Source organism: Sphingomonas sp. Leaf230 (genome assembly GCF_001421745.1).
GTDB lineage: Bacteria > Pseudomonadota > Alphaproteobacteria > Sphingomonadales > Sphingomonadaceae > Sphingomonas.
Window position 1 is genome coordinate 1 of record NZ_LMKW01000015.1, and the last position, 16,464, is coordinate 16,464.

Genomic DNA, 16,464 nt, shown 5'->3' on the forward strand with positions numbered 1-16,464 from the left:
CTCGGCCGCACTGGCCAAGGACGCCGCGACCATGAAGGTCGCGATTGTACGATGCATCGATGATGACTCCTGACGAACCTAGTTCGCCCCGCGCGGCAGTAGCCGGCGGGGTTAGCGGGTCGTCAGGCTTGCGGGGGCCTCAGAGCGGGATCAGCCGTGGACAGCGGCAGCATCGATCGGCCCGCGCCCACGGGGGCAAGGCGAAGATCCCCCGTCAGGTTCATGCTGACGATCTTGACCGGCGCTGCGACATGATCGCCGTGGCACCCGCCGTGATGGTGCGGGTAGCCCTTGTCGCCGTCTGCCGGCACCTGATCGGTGTCACCGGGGCTATGGCCTTCGGCAATTTGTTCGCCGGACGTCAGATGTACGCTGATGCTGGCATCCGGCCGTTCCAGTGCGTGCGCCGTCGCCGTCGCCCCAAGGGAGAAGACGAGTGTCAGGCAGGCAAGGATGGTCAACAGGCGTCGCACGGATTGCTCCGTAGCAGTAACTCTGCTGATGCGATAGCCCGTCCATGGTAGGAACAATTAAACGATCAACCCCCGGCAATTTGCGGGTATTTGTTATATTGTCTCTCAAAGAAAGTAGAACTCTTCTGTCATCGAAGGAGCGCTGGTGAGACGCATCCTGCTCCTTACCATGATCATTGGAGCCATTTGCATGACCGCGAGTACTTTGACGCACACTGTTGTAATCATGATCGGTGTGGTTTCCCCCCTGCCCCGCCGGTAGAATACGCTCCGCTGCCCCTCCGCAGCGGGGCGTTTCCATTTCTGATACAACGTGTTCGCAGCGTCATCGCTGATGACTAAAAACGTCTATATGCTACTCAATTAGGCGCCCGAGTGTTATAGCGGAACGGAAAGGAAGGCCCGTGAGCAAGACCAGCCTCAACCAGATCATCGAGGGTATCGATAGGAACCTTTCGTTCCTGCATAAGGAGCGTTGGGCGCTTCGCTACGCGGATCTTCTCGACACTATTCAGGCCACCACTGGCGACGAACAGGCTCGCGCCAAGCAGGCGTTGCGCGAGCACAACGCGATCCGAAATCAGCCGGAGACTAGCCGGGGCCCTTTAGTGGAGCAGGCGCGCGCGAATTACACGGCTCACGCATAAGCATGGCTGACGATCAAAAGCCGCTTGGAGACTCCGAGCGTGAGGCGCATTCGCGTCTGATTGCTGACCTCGCCATGGAAGACGCCCCGGCTGTAGCACAGCCAAAAGTGGTCTTGACCGCCGGGCAGCCCGGTTCCGGCAAGAGCATGATCGTTAACCGTGTGTCGGTGCAATTCCAGGGTATTAAAGAGCCGGCGATCGTCGTTGATCCCGATGCCATCCGCCCGACCCTGCCATACATGCGTGAACGGATCGCCAGCGGCGACTTGAATATCCCCGGCGCAGCTTTTCAGGATGCGGGGACCATCGGTGCGCGGGTTGTCGAGATGGCCGCTGAGGGGCGGCGAAACATCATCTACGACGGTACGCTCTCCAACGTGAAGTATGCTCGAATGAGCATCGAAAATCTCAAGGAGCAGGGTTACCGCGTCGAAATTCACGGCATGGCTGTGTCCCCTGATTTAAGCCACGCCAGCACGTATGAGCGGCGCGAAATACAGATCAAGAGTTCCGCGACGGGTTTCGGTCGTGGCGTAGGCGACGATTTCCACGATCAGGCCGTCTCTGGCTTGGTTTCGACAATCGGGACTTTGCAGGCGGAGGGCATTGTTGATGCGATCGTTCTTTATGATCGGCAAGGCAATGTCGTTGGCAGCACCCGCTTGGAAGCCGGTCAATGGGTGCCGGATGAGCAGATGGCAGAGACGTTGAAGAACGCCCACCAGAACCCTAACGCTCGCACGCTTCGCGATACCGCTGCAAGTTGGGATACCGCCTCTAACTTGATGAAGGATCGAGGTGCTGATCCGCAGGAGCAGCAGAAGGTTGATAACTTCCGTGACGCGGCGGTAAAGCGCAGTCCTTCCCCGGCGGAAAGCGCAGCCGAGTTCGAGCGTGCATGTTCCGAGGAGGGCAAGCGGATTGTCACCCGCGCGACCCGTCTTGATGAGCGGCTAGTGGATAAGTGGACTGCGCTGAACAAGGCGCACGGAGAGATTATAGCCGCGAAGCCCAGCGGGCCGACATGGATGCCGGGACATGCTGCCAAGGAAGCGGACTGGCGCAGCCAGTGGGATGCGAGCGCCAAAGCGATATCCGATAATGTGGCCCGGCGGGATCGCATCGCTCCCTACACCCAGGCCCCTATCCCCGGCTATCCGAGCAAGGTGGAAGAAGCGGCGGTAACGAAGGTTCAGCGTCGCGACCCGCAGTTGGCAAAAGAGGGCATGGCCTTCCGCGCGACAGAGCGGCAGCAGAGGGCGCAGGCGATGGCCGAATCGCGGACACAACAGCAGAGCAATAACCAAAAACTCGGACGCTAATTTTAGCCGCTAAAATTTCTGGCCAAAATATCGGGGTATCACACACCCATCCCCATATTAATTCGGATCGACTTAATAAGAGTGGCGGCGAGGCTAACGCAAAAATGGGCCGCACCTTTCAGTGACGGCCCATTTAAGGTGCATCGCACAAATACCCGACGGGACTCGAACCCGTGACACCCGGTTTTGGAGACCGGTGCTCTACCAACTGAGCTACAGGCCCACAACATTTTTAAGATGGGGTTGTAACGGTCGATTACAAGGGCGGTTAGGGGAGTCTAAAGGCAAAATATTGTTTTAGTCCAAGCATCTTCATATGAATACGGCCCATGTACAGACCCAAAGCATCCGCGGGACGGAACCTGCCGATTTAGTTCGCCTAAGATCCAGTTGACATATATGCGCTTATAACCATCCTCGATATCTATATGCTTAATAATACCAAGCGCTCTAATTTCGATATTAGATGAACCTTGACCAAGCATCTTTTTGACAGCAATTCTGTCTCCGATCGCCATTTGATCTCGTAATGCGTTTTGGCCCTCGTCTTGTGCCGGCGTATACCCCAAGTACCAGTATCCTCCGGCAAGAAAACTAGGCAACATATCATGTTTGCCTTCCCACATTGCGCCGACTAACCAATACTGAGGCATATATGCTACTCCCGTGGTAACTGAAACTTCCTACCCTTCTTCTTAAACCTTTCGGTCATGTCGACCATTCCTTTTTTGGCGTAGACGGTAGTGGTCCTGCCGCCACTCCTAAGGGTCCGCACGCCTCGACGGTACATAGCCGTAGCGCACGACAGATCGGGCGACCCATGAATATGAGGCGCAATGCACGCCATCTTTTCGTGCTCGCGCCCACGAGAGATCAATAACCTGATCGCCCCAGCGTTTAGCCACCCAGCCGATCGTCGCCGCAGCATCACGGTTATACGGTAGCAGCCAGACCACACGGCCAGCTTTCAAACGTTCTCTTATGGCGTACAGGTTTGTCGCGAGATCCGGGTTTTCCGCGTCATTTCCACCGGCCGAGATCACCGCAGCGGCATATGCGATCGTCGGGGTGCGTTTTAGAATAGCCGTTGAGCTAAGCCCATTTTCCGTGATGAACGCGCAACGTTCGCCAACGATAGTCCGAACCTCAGCAGCCGTTGCGACCGCATGACTATCGCCGAGAATGAGGCACGCGATCATTAACCGAAACGAGCTTCAATATCGGCCGCTAGTGTATCTCGCGCGGCAATCTCGCCGGCCGCAGCATCAAAGTCGATCGCGAAGTATTCGCCATCCGCCGGCTTTAGCCGGGCCGCCAGGTATCCCCGGAGGATCGGTTGGGCCGCCGCTGTTTCTGCCCAACGCGCCAGCGCTGGCGTGTCGGCAAATCCCCCTATGGACAGCATTTCCGAAATTGCCCGGCTACGATCCACGGCATTGAGCACGATCGGGACCGACGCCGGGCAAGCAGGATCTACCCGCCTTCCCGTGCCGATCCCGTCCGGATCGATCATTGTTCGGCCGAGATCGAGCGCGTGACATAGCCGGGAGCCTGATAGGCAACCCTGATAGGCGCAGCGTATTCGAGAGGGCGTGCAGGCGTCGCGGGAGCCCGTAGGATACGCCGTGTCGGCTTCGCGGTTATCCGGACAGGCGACGCGGCCGGCGACAGGCTGGCGGTTCTCAGCGGTGCTTTAGCAGCCGGCGCAGCTGCTACCGCCGCGATCGTTTGCGGCGTTGCCACCGTCAGGGTGTCATAGGTGTGGAACCGAGCCGCCAGCCAGTTTCCCCATTGGCGTGCTCCAATCATGATAGCGGCACGGTAAGGCGCATTGTGGCGCGGCGTCCGCGAATGGTAGTTCGCAACCCGCGTCCAGATATCACCGCGATCATTCTTGATGTGTCCGCGCAGTCGCCATGCGGCCAGATCGAAGGAGAAGCAGCCCGCTTTCGCTACGTCGCCCGTGCCGATGCCGTAGCGCGCGAGCGTCCGAATATAGGCCGTGTTGAACTGCATCGCGCCGATATCGTAGGTCGCATTCGTATTGCGGACCCACTGCCCCGGCCGGCCGCCTTCCCGTTGCGCGACCGCAAGGATGATATTGGCAGGGACGGCATATTTCGCCGCGGCAGCAACAGAGCACACAACTCGTTCGCGGATAGCGGGAGGAATATCAGCCGGCATCATGAGCGCGTCCCCGGTTCACAAAATCATCGACTTCGCCCGCAGCGGATGACGGGTTATCCCGACGCGAGCTACCGGAGATTGCATCCCCGCCAAATCCACCTGGATCAGCGCCGATAGCTTCGCTTGGACCGCCATCGCCATCGAGCGCGCCGCCATCCGAACCACCGGCCGGCGCAGAGCCAGAATTTGCGCTATTAGAGGGGCCGCTGGCGCTAGCCAGCGGTTCAGGGTTTGACTGCGCGGCTTCCGTTGGTGCCGCACCGGGCGACGCTGGAGGATTAGCGGCAGCGCTCGCGGCTTGAATCCGTGACGACAGTTTGCCCATTGCCGAGCGATCAACCCGGCCCTGCAATGCTTCGCCAACCATTCCGGCCGCGTTCTTGCCAAGGATCTTTGCAGCGCCCCAAGCCGCGCTACCACCAGCAGCCGCGCCCGCCGCGCCCGCAGCAGCACCAGAAGCGGAGCCACCAGCGCCAGCGCCGCCGGCTTCGCTGCCGCCGCCTTCACCGCCGCCGGGTTCGTTGCGCGCGGCATCCGCCGCGTTTGCGCCGCCGCCGCCGCCGGCTCCACCACCGCCGGCTCCACCACCGCCGGCACTGGAACCACCAGCCGCCGAGGCGGACTGACTACCGGTATCGGAAGCAGCCTCGCCGCCCGTCGCGGCCGAACCGTTATCGTTCGATGACATGGGAGAGGATGACGACGAAGATGACGTAGAACCCATCGCCGCTTCCATCGGTGAACCGCCACCGCCCGGTGAACCGCCGCCATCAGACGGAGCCGCTGCATCAGTCGCAGAGGTCAAAGCTGACCCCGCTCCGGTGTCGGCCATATCAGCCTGTGCTGACTTGTAAGCCGCGGCAATAGCTTGCCCGCCACCTACGGCATTCGCCGCGCCCGCAGCCATAGCAGCGCCACCCGTCGCCGCCGCCGCCGCCGCCATGCTAGCAGCGCCCATAGCGGCGCCAGCACCAAAGCTGCCGGCGCTACCGATCGCGCCAATGCTGCCACCCGTAATGACGCCAGCAACCATCGCCGGAATCTTGTTCACGAGCGCCAGCAGAACCACGCAAAACACTAGCATCGTACCAGTGTCTTGCAGGCTCAGCGAATTGCCCGCCGTTTCGTAATACTGATCTAGGAATGTTTTGCCGACGCCGACGATAACAACCATTGTTAGCAGTGATGCTCCAACGGCTAGAACAGTCTTGAAATAATTGATTGCCATGTCGGAGGTCCAGCGCGAACCACCGAAGCCAAGAAAGATTACGCCAGCGTAAGCGAGGATATATGCGGATGCGAGTAGCAGGAGCATATTCACGCCGACGAGAGCCAGTGTAACGAGAATACCGATCCCGCAGAGCATACCAACTAGACTATCCATCGGATGCCACGCCGACGTATTTGCCAAAATCTTTTTATAGATATCGAAGCCTACGTCCACGATTCCAGACGGGGATAGATTGTTTGGTAAGCCAGAAGCCTCAGCCCCCATTTGCCTCATGCCATTGATGATAGCGAGGCCGATGGCCGGGCCGTTCAGCAGCAGCCACCAGTAGAAGCCGCAGAATATGGCAAATCGTATGAGTTCTGACGCAAACTCACCTAGATCGACCCGCTTCAACGCCATTTGTCCGAAGGTCCAAATCATGCTGATCGCGGCAAGGCTCCAAAACAGAACCGTTGCATGATGGGTAAAAACGTCGCCCCAACCGGATGCCTGCGCTTTGAACTTGTTAAGTACATTATCCAGCATTCCGTTCGACGGAGCGCTTTGGGCGAAGGCAGTACCCGCCGATAGGAACCATATCAGCAGGCTAGCCGAGATTGTGCGGGCGACGTTTCGCGACAGCATAACAGAACCCTTATTGTTGGAAGTTGCTGCGTTCTTCGGGTGTTGTGTCGTGAACGCGATCAGCAGCCGATTTCGCCGCGGGTGTCGTGGTCTTCACCGGCTCCGGCTGGCGAGACGGTATCAAGATGATCGCCGCTAAACCGCCGACAGCGGCAAGTGCGATGATAAAGTAAATTAGGTTCTTACTCATAACTATACCCTTTACTGCGTGTAGTTGCTTCTGGCCTCAGCGGTAGTCTTGTGAGCGTTGAGTCGTGCTTCATCTTCCGCGGCAACACGATCAAGCTGTAGCTGCTGATGGGCGGCGGAAGCCGCATTTTGCGCCAGCAATAGACCACGAATTTGCTGTAGCTCGCCAGTGGACTTAGCTGCCAACTGGTTCGCGTAGCCGATAGCTTCCATTTGCCCCTTCGCAGTCTGTGCATTGGCTTGGATGCGGTCGAGTGTGCGGCTGTCAGTAGTTAACTGAGCTTGTTGGGCATCTAACCCGCGCAACGTCGCGTCATTAGCTGCCATCGCTGTTGCAGTCTTAGCGCGCTGTGCGGCGACAAGAGCGGACCGCTCAGCAGGCGTGCAGCCACCGCCCCCATAGCACGGCGAACTTTTATAATAATTCGGATCTTTGAATTTATCAAGGTACTGACTGATGCCACCCGACTGTTGTTTCAGGGCATTAATCTGGTTCACCGACGACTGTAGGTTGTCGATCGTTTGTGTGGCGTTGTTCCAGATATAGGCCGCCGGGGCGGCCGTATTCTGAAGCATGTTCTGGTACTGTTGAAGCTGGGTTTGATATTGTTGAACTTGTTTGGCGACAGCAGCCACACTTTGGATCGCCGTTGTCGTCGTCTGCTTGACCGCAGCCACGTCGACTACGGCAAGCTGCGCCGAAACCGGCGCGACCATCATCGGTGCAGCGATCAGGGCGGCGAGGCCGATTTTAGCGGCTAAAATTTTGGTACGCATTGTCTGTCCTCCTTGCTGTTAGTAGTCGAAAGCGCGGTAAGGCTTGGAAAATGTCAGGTCTTTCAGCACGACCACGTTGAACCGGTAGCCGGGGCGGATCGTGAGCGTAGGCGCGACGGTGAGGTTCTTCTGGATCATCATGGCCGTCGCTTGACCAAGCTGTTGACCCAATGCCTCGCTCAGAGCCGAACCCGCGCTTTGGCGTCCATTGTTATTATTGAAGTTAGATTGCGGCTGACTGAGCGATGCACCGGCAGTAACGCCAGACATGATAAGGGCAGACCCAAATATCCGTAGATAATGGTTGTTCACCTTGTCCTTAAATCCGGCATACCCAGCACTATCCGCGCCGGGCATAGATCCAATGTCCATTGCCTTGCCGTCCGGAAAGATGATGCGCTGCCATGCGATAAGAACGCGGGATTGCCCGTACTCGACCTGTGCAGAGTATTCACCTACGAGGCGGGCACCTTGCGGAATGATAAGATACTTCCCCGTTGGCGTATCATAAACATTCTGTGAAACCTGAGCGACAATCTGACCCGGCAGTTCCGAGTTAATCCCCGAGATCAGCGTTCCGGGGATCACGAAGCCAGCCCGCAGTTCATACTTGCTACGCGGCGCTTGTGGAACGGATGCCATCTGCCACCGATCACCGCCGGCTTTGTTTCCGAACCGGCTTATATCATTGGTATTGGCTTGTCCGGAGCCGCCGGCAGCGCCGCCCCCTGCCCCGCCCGCTTGCCCTTGGAGCGCTGCCAGGGTCTGGAGATCCGCCGCGGAAGGTGCGTTACCTTGTGCAGCATTAGCAGCGATTTGCTGGCGTACAGCATCGAGCCGAGCCGATGCATCATCGCCACCAGTCTGGCCGCCGGGTGAACCGCCGCTACGAGCCGCGGCCATTTTGATGTTCGTTGGCGCACGTACCGCGTCGGCGAACATCGCATCCTTGGCTTGCCGCATGGCTTCCAGCCGTTGCCGGCGAGCGGACACTTCGGGGGAAACTGGCGGGGGGCCGTAATTACCGGCCGATCCGCCGGGCGGCATCGGAGGCATGTCAGGATTGACGGGGGCGATCGGTACGCCGTTGGCGTCATAGGCCGTAGGGCCGGGAACTACTGTGGGTTGCACGGGCGGGATCGGTGCAGCCCCGATCGCGGCAATCTCACCTCCGGCCGGCGCAGCGCCGGCCACCTTGTTCGCCATATCGACCGAGCTTTCGCTTTGCTTCGCTTGAAGCTCGGACGCCTCGACGGTCGGCTTGCCCTTGTTGATGACAATCAACATCACGACGAACAGGAACAGGGCAACGCACCCGATCACGATATAGACCGGGAGGTTGTTCACGCGGCGAACGCCCGTAATCAGCTTTCCACGCTTGTCCGTCGCGCCACCTGGGGACGTTTCAGGCGACAGTGGATCAGAGGTTCTACTAGCCATCATCTATACTCCAATCCGGCCGTCAGGCTTTTACGACGATGCAGGCGGTAGCCTTGAGCCCGCCACACACGGCCTTTGCGAAGGCGACCGTTCGGTAAGGGCCTGCCTGCACGAACGTCACGCCCTTGGCGGACCGGGGAAACCGGGGGGATAGCGCCGCCAGTGTCGGACGCTTTGCCGTCAGCGTTCGCCAATATTGGCGGGCAACCCGATCGGTGCGGAATGCTGCAAACTGGACGCGCCAGCCTGCGGCCGCTGCCGATCGCCTTGCCTTGGCGCGGGCCAACTCGCCTTGCATCTTTGCGACCTTTGCAGACATGCTCCGCACGTCGGTATCGGCCGCCTGATATTCAGCCACCTTCGCCGCCATCTGCTGCACGCGGGAATCCGCTGCCGCAATTTCAGCGTTACGCGCGTCCACCGCGTATTGCGCTGCATAAGCCGGCGCAGGAGGCGGTACAGCCACCGTGACCACGCTAGACGGAGCATTGACGGTTAGGCCACGAAGTGACGCCGTGACGGGCACGAGCGCTGCTTGTGGGGCAACCCCGGCATCAACCGCGGCAAGCTCCGCTTGGACCTGTTGAGCATCGGCCGGAAGATCCGGCCGCGTCGCACGTTCGACAAGCTCGGGCGAAGCGCCGGAAAGGTTCAGCGCCCAGCCGGCCGAAGGCGATACACCGGCTTCACCAGTGGAATAGGCCCGCGTGAGGGACTGTCCTGCCACCGTCAGCATAACCCGGTAATAGCCGGGTGACGGTTCATCCACGACGTAGCGGAGCGGTAACGCCGATGTGTCAGCCCGCGCCTTGCCGCTCGATTCAACCACGGCGTATCCGCGCCGTCGCAGGCCATCGGCCAACGCCAAGCCGAACCCGTCATTGTTCGCCGCCGCATCGATCGCGACGCGCGAGATCGCCGGAGGGTAGAGCTTCACCAGTTCGGCGAGCGAGTCCGTTGCCATAGCTTGCGCGTCAGACGGGGCGACCACAGCAGCATAACTGTCTTGGTGTCCCGAGTTCCACGCACACCCTGCCAGCAGCAGCGCGACAGCCGCGATAGGGGCGGCCCTCATATCACTGGACCCGTGCGATGGTGATGCGCTCTTGCCGCTTGCCGACGCCGGCAATCAGCACCGCTTCGTCAAAGACCTGATCGACAATGTAGCGATCCCCTTGGACCCGGTAATTGACGAGCGAAGCATCCTTGTCGTTCGTGACCTTGCCGCCAGCGCGGACGACCAACAGCGAGGGCGCTTCCGTTTGCTGCATGACCCGCGGCATTTCGATGATGGTCTTTACGCCATCGTTGAAAACGCGAACCGGCTTCCACCTGGCTCGACCTTTCACCGAGTATCCGAAGCTCAGGTTGGACAGATACTCGGCTCCCGGCCGACCCGTAGGCGACGCGGCAGGACCACCCGGAACAGCGATGGCGCTTTCATTCCGGACAACCTCATTGTGAGCCTTGAGGGCGGCCCATTTGGCGGCAACGTCGTCGGGATATTGGAACGCCACACGAGGCATGAACTCAGTGCGATGGGAGACAAGTCGCATGTGGTAGGTGCGCCGATCCGTCGTCACTACCAGCGAGGTCGAAAGGCCCACGTCCATCGGCTTGATGATAAGGTGCTGTGTCTCGTTCGGACCCGAACTCGAGACAGCCGGTTCGATCAGCCACCGGGCACTGTCGCCCACATTGACCGAATTTACCTGTTCGCCGGGCTGTAGCTGCACGTCGCAGATTTGCAGGACGGCACAGACGATCGAGGGTTCGGTAGCGCCGAACAGAAAGACCACCGCGCCTTCCGCACCAGCGACAGGACGCATTCCGGTCGCGCTACGGTCCAGCCAATCTTGGGAGATCGCGAGGCCGTCCCGTTGAGCCGGCGTCAGCTTCGGATTGTTGGGGTTGAAGTACATTGGCGGGGTGCCGTCTTGTACCGGAGCGACCGCCACATTCGCCTCCTGTGGGGGCACGGGCGGGGGCATATCCTGCGCCAGCGTCATGCTGGGTATCGAGCAGAGAAGAGCCGCGACGATGAAAGTCCGTGTCATGTTACTAATCCCCCTCAGAGTGTACGCGACCACGAGAAATCGCTGACGTAGATGCCGAGCGGATTGTCGTGGATTTGCTGTTCAGTGGTGTTCTTCCCGATCGTCGCAGCGCGGATCGTGACGAGGGCACGCATCTTGGCTGGCGGCGACAACAGGCCACCGGTTCGATCGCGGATCGTCTCCGTCCAATCGACCTGCCAAGTGTCCTTCGTCTGCGGGATCACCGATGCGATTTCGACCGCGACGGTTTCCTTTGCAGCCCGAGCAAACGGCGTCGTGTCAGGATTCCCATTCAGGTAATCCGTCATTTTTGCCATGGCCGGATCGGTCGCGGACAACATCGAGAACACGCGGAAAATTGCCTGCCGTTGCAGCGCAATATCTGCCGTCACCATGCGCGAGCTTTGAATGAACGACCCGACTTGCGCCTGTACGACACGGCCATCCACCGGAGCGGCGCGATCGGCGCGCTGCGTAGCGACCGCATCGCCGAGCTTGTCGACCTTTACGACGTAGGGGACGAACTTCGACTGACTGCCGATCGCGATGATCCCCCCGACTGCGGCTAGAACGATCAGAAGGCTCAGGATCGCAACCAGTTGCCACATGCGACGTGAGGCAGCGAGGCCGCCCACATGGTCATTCCAAGACCGCCGGGCCGACAAGTATGGGTTGGTATCGCCAACAGGCAGGGAGGCGGCTTCGGGCCGCCGGAACTTGTCCATGAAGCTCATGCCGCTTCTCCATATTGATTAGTATTGACGCCACGCAGGGACAGCCATTCATCGACCCAGCGACGGCCAAGCCGGGCTTCCAGTCCCTTGATTGTTTCGATGGATTCCTTGTCGGTTGCCCCGACGAACGCGAGCGCCACCGGACCAAGCGCCAGTTCAAAAAGCCGCCGCCCGTTTTCCGAAACATAGTAATATTGGCGTTTTGGAATCGCGGTCGCGAGTAGCTCGATCTGGCGTGGGTTGAGGCCCATCCGCTTGTAGAGCGTCGAGGTTTCTTCATCCCGCGCGTACACGTTCGGAAGGAAGATCTTGGTCGCGGTGGATTCCACGATCACATCGAGAATGCCGGAATTAGCAGCGTCCGACAGGCTTTGCGTTGCCATGAAGACTAGGCAATTCGCCTTACGCAGCACCTTGAGCCATTCGCGGATCTTGGCGCGGAAAGCCACATGCCCCAGCATGATCCACGCTTCATCGAGGATGATCGCGGCCGGCTGGCCTTGAAGTGCGCGTTCGATCCGGCGGAACAGATAGAGCAGCACGGGGAGAGCGTATTTCTCCCCGAGGTTCATAAGCTCCTCAATCTCGAACACCGTGAAGTTGGATAGCGAAAGGCCATCGTGCTCAGCGTCGAGCAAATGACCCATCGCGCCATCCACCGTGTACTGTTTGATGGCGTCTCGGATCGTTTCGTCCTGGATCGTCGTGGAGAACTCGGAGAGGGTTCGACCACCGCTTTCGTGCATGTTGACGATCGCATTTCCGATCTCGTTGCGCTGCGCTGGCGTCGTGTTGACCCCGTTGAGCGCAAGGATGGTATCGATCCAATCCATGGCCCACGCGCGATCACCCTTGGTTTCGAGGAATGCGAGAGGGCAAAACGCCAAGGTTTCGTCATCGCCGGCAACGGTGAAATGCGTGCCGCCAACCGCCTTCGCGAGCGGATAAAGCGACATGCCCTTATCGAACGCAAAGATGGACATGCCGGGATAGCGGCGAAGCTGCGCCGCGATCAGGCCGAGCGCGGTGGACTTACCCGCGCCCGTTGGACCGAACATGAAGGTATGCCCCACGTCGCGGACGTGGAGGTTCAGACGGAACGGTGTGGAGCCGTTCGTGACACCCTGCATCAAGGCCGGTGACTGCGGCGGGTACATTGGGCACGGTGCGTAATTCAGGCCGGTCCAGATCGAGCTTGTCGGAAGCAGATCGGCGAGGTTCATCGTATTGATGATCGGACGGCGCACATTCTCGACACCGTGACCCGGCAAGCTGCCAAGGAAGGCATCGAGATTGTTGATCGTCTCGATACGCGCGCCGAAGCCCAGCGCCGTGATCGCCTTTTCGAGCTTGCGAGCCGACAACTCGACCTTCTCGCGATCATCGTCCATCAGCACGACGACGCCGGTATAATAGCCCTGAGCAACATAGCCGCTGTTGACCTCAGCGAGCGCCGCGTCCGCGTCCGCGACCATCGAAAGCGCGTCCTGATCGATCTTTCCGCTATTGGTCTGGAATATCTGATCGAAGAATCCGCGAACCTTCTGCCGCCATTTCTTCCGGAATTTTTCGAGGTGCGCGATGGCCTCGTGCGTGTCCATAAAGATGAACCGCGTTGACCAGCGATACTCCGTAGGAAGCTCAGAGAGCGCCGAGAGGATGCCGGGCGAGCTTTCCTGTGGGAAGCCTTCGATCGCGACGGTCTGGACGAATTTGCGGCCGATCTTGGGGACCACGCCTGTCCACATTTCCTGCCCGCCCAAGATGCAATCGAGGTACATCGGATTAGAGGGGAGGATCACGGGTTGATTGATCCCGGTGATGCAGAATTGCAGCCAGCGCAGCAGATCGTCATGCGTGACGACTGTGCCGTCCTCGTTCTGCACCTTGTGACCGCGAAGCCGCGTCAGCTTCAACGCAGTGCTTAGCCGGCTTTCAAAGGTGACGACTTCGCGGTTGAACCGTTCGAGCAGATCGTTCGTGCGCGCCTTGCTATCGGGCCGCTCCCGATCGTCATCGAACATCAACTCTACGAATTTCTGTTCCGCCAGCATTGGCGGGAAATAGGTGGCGGTGATGACGAAGTAGCCTTCGTACATCGTCCCCATACCTTCAAACAGGCGTCGGCGTTCTTCATCGATCATTTCCGTAATCGGATCGGGGAAGTGCGACAGGCCACGTTCGGAGTAGTTCGGAGCAGGCCGGCGCGGGGCATCGACGTGGATCATCCAGCCATTGCCAAGGCCAGCCAATGCCTGATTGATGCGGAACGACACCATTTCGCGCTGTTGATCGGTGCTACTGGCGTTGTCGTCTCCGGCGTACAGCCATGAAGCCATGAAAGAGCCGTTTTTGCCGACGATCACGCCGTCATCGACCATTGCTGCATAGTTTAGGAGATCGGAAAGACCTTCATCCTTCGAGCGGTACCGGTCCAATTTCCGTTTGTTGAAGTTTGAAACCACCGCGGCAAAGAGCGCGACCAGCAGTATCGCCCCCAAAATTGCGATTGTGATCGCCAGTGTCTGGATCATTTCTTCTTCCCCGGTTGGCGATATCGCTTCCGCTGGCTGGTTTTATTGTTCCGGAATGGCGACGAGCGAGCGGCATAGTAGGATTTGTACCCACGATGCCGGAGATAGACGAAGCGCAGGAGAGGGTCGGATTTTGCCATCAAGCGCGCGGCCCAAATGCCGGCGAACCAGATGAAAAGCCCGGCGACCCACGCCTTAAATTCATTGAGCGCCGGAACGATCAGTGCGACCGACGCGAGCGCTGTGAGCATGACAATCTCGCGGTCTCCCCCGAGAAATAGGCTGCTACGGACGCCCGAGCGCCGGATCGGCACTGATCGTAGCGGCATGTCAGGCGACCCCTACAAGCTGGCCTACAGGGGCATTGAAGGCGATGGTTGCACCGCCGCCCGAGATCGATGCCAGCACCGAGTTAGCCGCAACGAGAAGCGCCACGACCATGACGAGGAGCATCAGCGAGCGAACGAACCCGTTCAGATCGCCACCCAGCACCAGAACAGCACCGGCAACGACGATGCCGACGAGAGCGAAGGTATAGCCCACGGTGCCGGTCATCGACGTGCGGACTTTGGTCAAGAAACTTTCATAAGGAAGGCCGCCAGTCGTGTCTGACGCCCAAGCATTGTGCGGCCAGAGCAACAGAACTGCTACCAGCAAGGCAGCGCCCATGTAGTAAAACATCTTTTGCCGGAGCAAAGGATCGTTCCAATAAGCAGTCATTTCCAACACTCCTTCACAGTGAACGAAGATTGTATTTGCCGTCCGCATAGCCGTTGACCTCGAGGATGCTTTCGATCCTTCGGCCTTCTGGCGTTCGAGCAATGTGGACGATCAGATGCACAGCGTCCCCGATCAGAGGTTCGATCGGCCTCGGGGAGTCAGGGTGCATACTGATTAGGAGCGCGAGGCGGCTAAGGCCGGAGGTCGCGTTATTCGAGTGAAGCGTTGCCGCACCGCCTTCATGGCCGGTGTTCCACGCCATCAGAAGATCAAGGGCTTCCGGCCCACGGACTTCGCCGACCAAGATCCGATCGGGCCGCATCCGCAGCGTTGTTTTGAGAAGCGCCGTCATCGAGACATTTGGCGAGGTGTGATACTGGACGTAGTTTTCAGCCGCGCACTGAATTTCGCCCGTATCTTCGATAATAACCAGTCGTTCGGTTGGGTCCGTTTCGACCATCCCGTTGATTATGGCGTTCACGAGGGTGGTTTTGCCCGAGCCGGTTCCGCCGATCACAAGGATATTGCGATGGGTGTCGATGCCCTCCTGGATCAGCCGGCATTGCTCAGCGGTCATGATCCCGGCCGTGACGTAATCGGCTAGGGTGAAGATCGCGACGGCCCGCTTACGGATCGCAAAAGTAGGGTTTGGAACGACGGGAGGCATCTGCCCGGCGAAGCGAGAGCCGTCGATCGGGAACTCACCCTCTAGGGTAGGTGTGTTCCGGGTGACTTCTTTGCCGTGATAGCCAGCGACCAGTTTTACGATCGCTTCGGCTTTTGCGGGACTAACAGTCCCGATGCATTCCATCTTCTCGCCAAGCCGTTCTAGCCAGAGCTTGCCATCGGCGTTCAAGATCAGTTCGACCGTCTTGGGATCAGCAAGGGCGTCCAACATCAGCGCGCCCATGTTGCGGCGCAGGCTTTCCTTAGCCCGCGCCTTGATCGTCGCCATATCGGCGGTGACGGTAGTATCGGCATCGACCGTCATCGTTATTCCCCGTAACGCAGCTTATCACTACTTTACAAAGGATATACCGGATGCACGGGGTGGAGCAACCGACAAACGAGTCGGTTCGAGAATTGTTCTCACGCGATGCCGGACTGCAACAAACGCGTGTTAGTCTTTGATTTTAAACCGATCGTGTGCGGATTTATGCCACTTGGCTATCTGAAAGGCTTGATGGTCCGACACAATCGCCGATACGCGCCGGAAGCCGGGCGGCAGACCAAGCTTGGCATCATCCTTCAAAAGAGTGTCTGCCAGGCTGGCGTCCCATCCATCTGTGCCTACCGGTGGAACAGTAAGCAGTGTCACAAGAGGGACTTCTAATGCATCTGCAATCGCGGCCATTGTCTCTAACGACGGATTTCCTTTAGCGTTCGTCACGTCGGATATGTACGATATCGACACATTGGCCTTAGCGGCCAAATCGGCCTTTCGCATTCCACGCATGGCAAGGTGTCGCATGATGTTGATGCAGAGAATTTTCTTATGCACCACCTCGAAACCCCTCCCCCTTTGTGCC

At 59.0% G+C, this 16,464-nt stretch carries 18 protein-coding genes and 1 tRNA gene; 2 read left to right on the top strand and 17 right to left on the bottom strand.

Annotation, left to right across the window (positions count from 1 at the left end; all coding sequences use genetic code 11):
- Positions 1-122: 122 nt before the first annotated feature.
- Entirely contained in the window at positions 123-473 is a 351-nt protein-coding gene (locus tag ASE82_RS18265; protein ID WP_056066804.1) for a hypothetical protein, read from the bottom strand.
- A gap of 404 nt (positions 474-877) precedes the next feature.
- Here ASE82_RS18265 and ASE82_RS18275 point away from each other — a divergent pair, with 404 nt between their 5' ends.
- Positions 878-1,120, top strand: coding sequence for a hypothetical protein (locus ASE82_RS18275; RefSeq protein ID WP_056066810.1), 243 nt, complete (start codon positions 878-880; stop codon positions 1,118-1,120).
- A gap of 2 nt (positions 1,121-1,122) precedes the next feature.
- On the top strand, positions 1,123-2,442 hold the full coding sequence (locus tag ASE82_RS18280) for a zeta toxin family protein (protein WP_056066812.1): 1,320 nt from the start codon (positions 1,123-1,125) through the stop codon (positions 2,440-2,442).
- Between the two features lie 150 nt (positions 2,443-2,592).
- Here ASE82_RS18280 and ASE82_RS18285 read toward each other — a convergent pair.
- The 16 genes from ASE82_RS18285 to ASE82_RS19140 all read right to left on the bottom strand — a co-directional run bounded on the left by ASE82_RS18285 (position 2,593) and on the right by ASE82_RS19140 (position 16,439).
- Positions 2,593-2,665 (bottom strand) — tRNA-Trp (locus ASE82_RS18285).
- A gap of 538 nt (positions 2,666-3,203) precedes the next feature.
- Positions 3,204-3,641 carry a hypothetical protein gene (locus ASE82_RS19605; protein WP_156348966.1) on the bottom strand — a complete coding sequence of 146 codons (438 nt, stop codon included), beginning with the start codon at positions 3,639-3,641 and terminating at the stop codon, positions 3,204-3,206.
- Positions 3,641-3,955, bottom strand: a complete 315-nt coding sequence (locus tag ASE82_RS18290) for a hypothetical protein (protein WP_056066815.1) — start codon at positions 3,953-3,955, stop codon at positions 3,641-3,643. Before ASE82_RS18290 ends, ASE82_RS19605 begins: the two co-directional genes overlap by 1 nt.
- Positions 3,952-4,587 (bottom strand): transglycosylase SLT domain-containing protein, encoded by a 636-nt coding sequence (locus tag ASE82_RS18295; RefSeq protein ID WP_235524794.1) that lies wholly within the window; start codon positions 4,585-4,587, stop codon positions 3,952-3,954. Before ASE82_RS18295 ends, ASE82_RS18290 begins: the two co-directional genes overlap by 4 nt.
- Before the next feature lie 28 nt (positions 4,588-4,615).
- The gene (gene trbL / locus ASE82_RS19135) at positions 4,616-6,484 is read right to left on the bottom strand and encodes a P-type conjugative transfer protein TrbL (protein WP_082441725.1); all 1,869 of its coding nucleotides are present in this window, start codon (positions 6,482-6,484) and stop codon (positions 4,616-4,618) included.
- A gap of 10 nt (positions 6,485-6,494) precedes the next feature.
- A complete protein-coding gene (locus ASE82_RS19610) occupies positions 6,495-6,674 on the bottom strand; it encodes a hypothetical protein (protein WP_156348967.1) in 180 nt (59 codons plus the stop codon).
- Between the two features lie 11 nt (positions 6,675-6,685).
- The gene (gene trbJ, locus ASE82_RS18305; RefSeq protein WP_056066823.1) at positions 6,686-7,450 is read right to left on the bottom strand and encodes a P-type conjugative transfer protein TrbJ; all 765 of its coding nucleotides are present in this window, start codon (positions 7,448-7,450) and stop codon (positions 6,686-6,688) included.
- A gap of 18 nt (positions 7,451-7,468) precedes the next feature.
- Positions 7,469-8,797 carry a TrbI/VirB10 family protein gene (locus ASE82_RS18310; RefSeq protein ID WP_235524795.1) on the bottom strand — a complete coding sequence of 443 codons (1,329 nt, stop codon included), beginning with the start codon at positions 8,795-8,797 and terminating at the stop codon, positions 7,469-7,471.
- Positions 8,798-8,912: 115 nt separating this feature from the next.
- A complete protein-coding gene (locus ASE82_RS18315) occupies positions 8,913-9,854 on the bottom strand; it encodes an SPOR domain-containing protein (RefSeq protein WP_056066825.1) in 942 nt (313 codons plus the stop codon).
- A 112-nt stretch (positions 9,855-9,966) separates the two neighbouring features.
- Positions 9,967-10,947 carry a P-type conjugative transfer protein TrbG gene (gene trbG / locus ASE82_RS18320; protein WP_056066829.1) on the bottom strand — a complete coding sequence of 327 codons (981 nt, stop codon included), beginning with the start codon at positions 10,945-10,947 and terminating at the stop codon, positions 9,967-9,969.
- Positions 10,948-10,961: 14 nt separating this feature from the next.
- Positions 10,962-11,681 carry a VirB8/TrbF family protein gene (locus tag ASE82_RS18325; protein ID WP_056066831.1) on the bottom strand — a complete coding sequence of 240 codons (720 nt, stop codon included), beginning with the start codon at positions 11,679-11,681 and terminating at the stop codon, positions 10,962-10,964.
- On the bottom strand, positions 11,678-14,215 hold the full coding sequence (locus ASE82_RS18330) for a VirB4 family type IV secretion/conjugal transfer ATPase (RefSeq protein WP_056066833.1): 2,538 nt from the start codon (positions 14,213-14,215) through the stop codon (positions 11,678-11,680). The genes ASE82_RS18325 and ASE82_RS18330 overlap by 4 nt, the downstream gene beginning before the upstream one ends.
- Positions 14,212-14,544: a conjugal transfer protein TrbD gene (locus ASE82_RS18335; RefSeq protein WP_056066837.1), complete on the bottom strand. Its 333-nt coding sequence runs from the start codon at positions 14,542-14,544 to the stop codon at positions 14,212-14,214. The genes ASE82_RS18330 and ASE82_RS18335 overlap by 4 nt, the downstream gene beginning before the upstream one ends.
- Before the next feature lies 1 nt (position 14,545).
- The gene (locus ASE82_RS18340) at positions 14,546-14,935 is read right to left on the bottom strand and encodes a TrbC/VirB2 family protein (RefSeq protein ID WP_056066840.1); all 390 of its coding nucleotides are present in this window, start codon (positions 14,933-14,935) and stop codon (positions 14,546-14,548) included.
- A gap of 13 nt (positions 14,936-14,948) precedes the next feature.
- Positions 14,949-15,926 (bottom strand): P-type conjugative transfer ATPase TrbB, encoded by a 978-nt coding sequence (gene trbB / locus ASE82_RS18345; RefSeq protein WP_235524797.1) that lies wholly within the window; start codon positions 15,924-15,926, stop codon positions 14,949-14,951.
- Between the two features lie 129 nt (positions 15,927-16,055).
- Positions 16,056-16,439 carry a helix-turn-helix domain-containing protein gene (locus ASE82_RS19140; RefSeq protein ID WP_235524798.1) on the bottom strand — a complete coding sequence of 128 codons (384 nt, stop codon included), beginning with the start codon at positions 16,437-16,439 and terminating at the stop codon, positions 16,056-16,058.
- Positions 16,440-16,464 lie beyond the last annotated feature (25 nt).

Excerpts from the sequence above, each read along its gene's own strand:
- ASE82_RS18280 (WP_056066812.1), top strand. The coding sequence starts at position 1,123 with ATGGCTGACGATCAAAAGCCGCTTGGAGACTCCGAGCGTGAGGCGCAT.
- ASE82_RS19605 (WP_156348966.1), bottom strand. The coding sequence starts at position 3,641 with ATGATCGCGTGCCTCATTCTCGGCGATAGTCATGCGGTCGCAACGGCT.
- ASE82_RS18290 (WP_056066815.1), bottom strand. The coding sequence starts at position 3,955 with ATGATCGATCCGGACGGGATCGGCACGGGAAGGCGGGTAGATCCTGCT.
- trbL (WP_082441725.1), bottom strand. The coding sequence starts at position 6,484 with ATGCTGTCGCGAAACGTCGCCCGCACAATCTCGGCTAGCCTGCTGATA.
- ASE82_RS19610 (WP_156348967.1), bottom strand. The coding sequence starts at position 6,674 with ATGAGTAAGAACCTAATTTACTTTATCATCGCACTTGCCGCTGTCGGC.
- trbJ (WP_056066823.1), bottom strand. The coding sequence starts at position 7,450 with ATGCGTACCAAAATTTTAGCCGCTAAAATCGGCCTCGCCGCCCTGATC.
- ASE82_RS18315 (WP_056066825.1), bottom strand. The coding sequence starts at position 9,854 with ATGGCAACGGACTCGCTCGCCGAACTGGTGAAGCTCTACCCTCCGGCG.
- trbG (WP_056066829.1), bottom strand. The coding sequence starts at position 10,947 with ATGACACGGACTTTCATCGTCGCGGCTCTTCTCTGCTCGATACCCAGC.
- ASE82_RS18325 (WP_056066831.1), bottom strand. The coding sequence starts at position 11,681 with ATGAGCTTCATGGACAAGTTCCGGCGGCCCGAAGCCGCCTCCCTGCCT.
- ASE82_RS18330 (WP_056066833.1), bottom strand. The coding sequence starts at position 14,215 with ATGATCCAGACACTGGCGATCACAATCGCAATTTTGGGGGCGATACTG.
- ASE82_RS18335 (WP_056066837.1), bottom strand. The coding sequence starts at position 14,544 with ATGCCGCTACGATCAGTGCCGATCCGGCGCTCGGGCGTCCGTAGCAGC.
- ASE82_RS18340 (WP_056066840.1), bottom strand. The coding sequence starts at position 14,935 with ATGACTGCTTATTGGAACGATCCTTTGCTCCGGCAAAAGATGTTTTAC.
- trbB (WP_235524797.1), bottom strand. The coding sequence starts at position 15,926 with ATGACGGTCGATGCCGATACTACCGTCACCGCCGATATGGCGACGATC.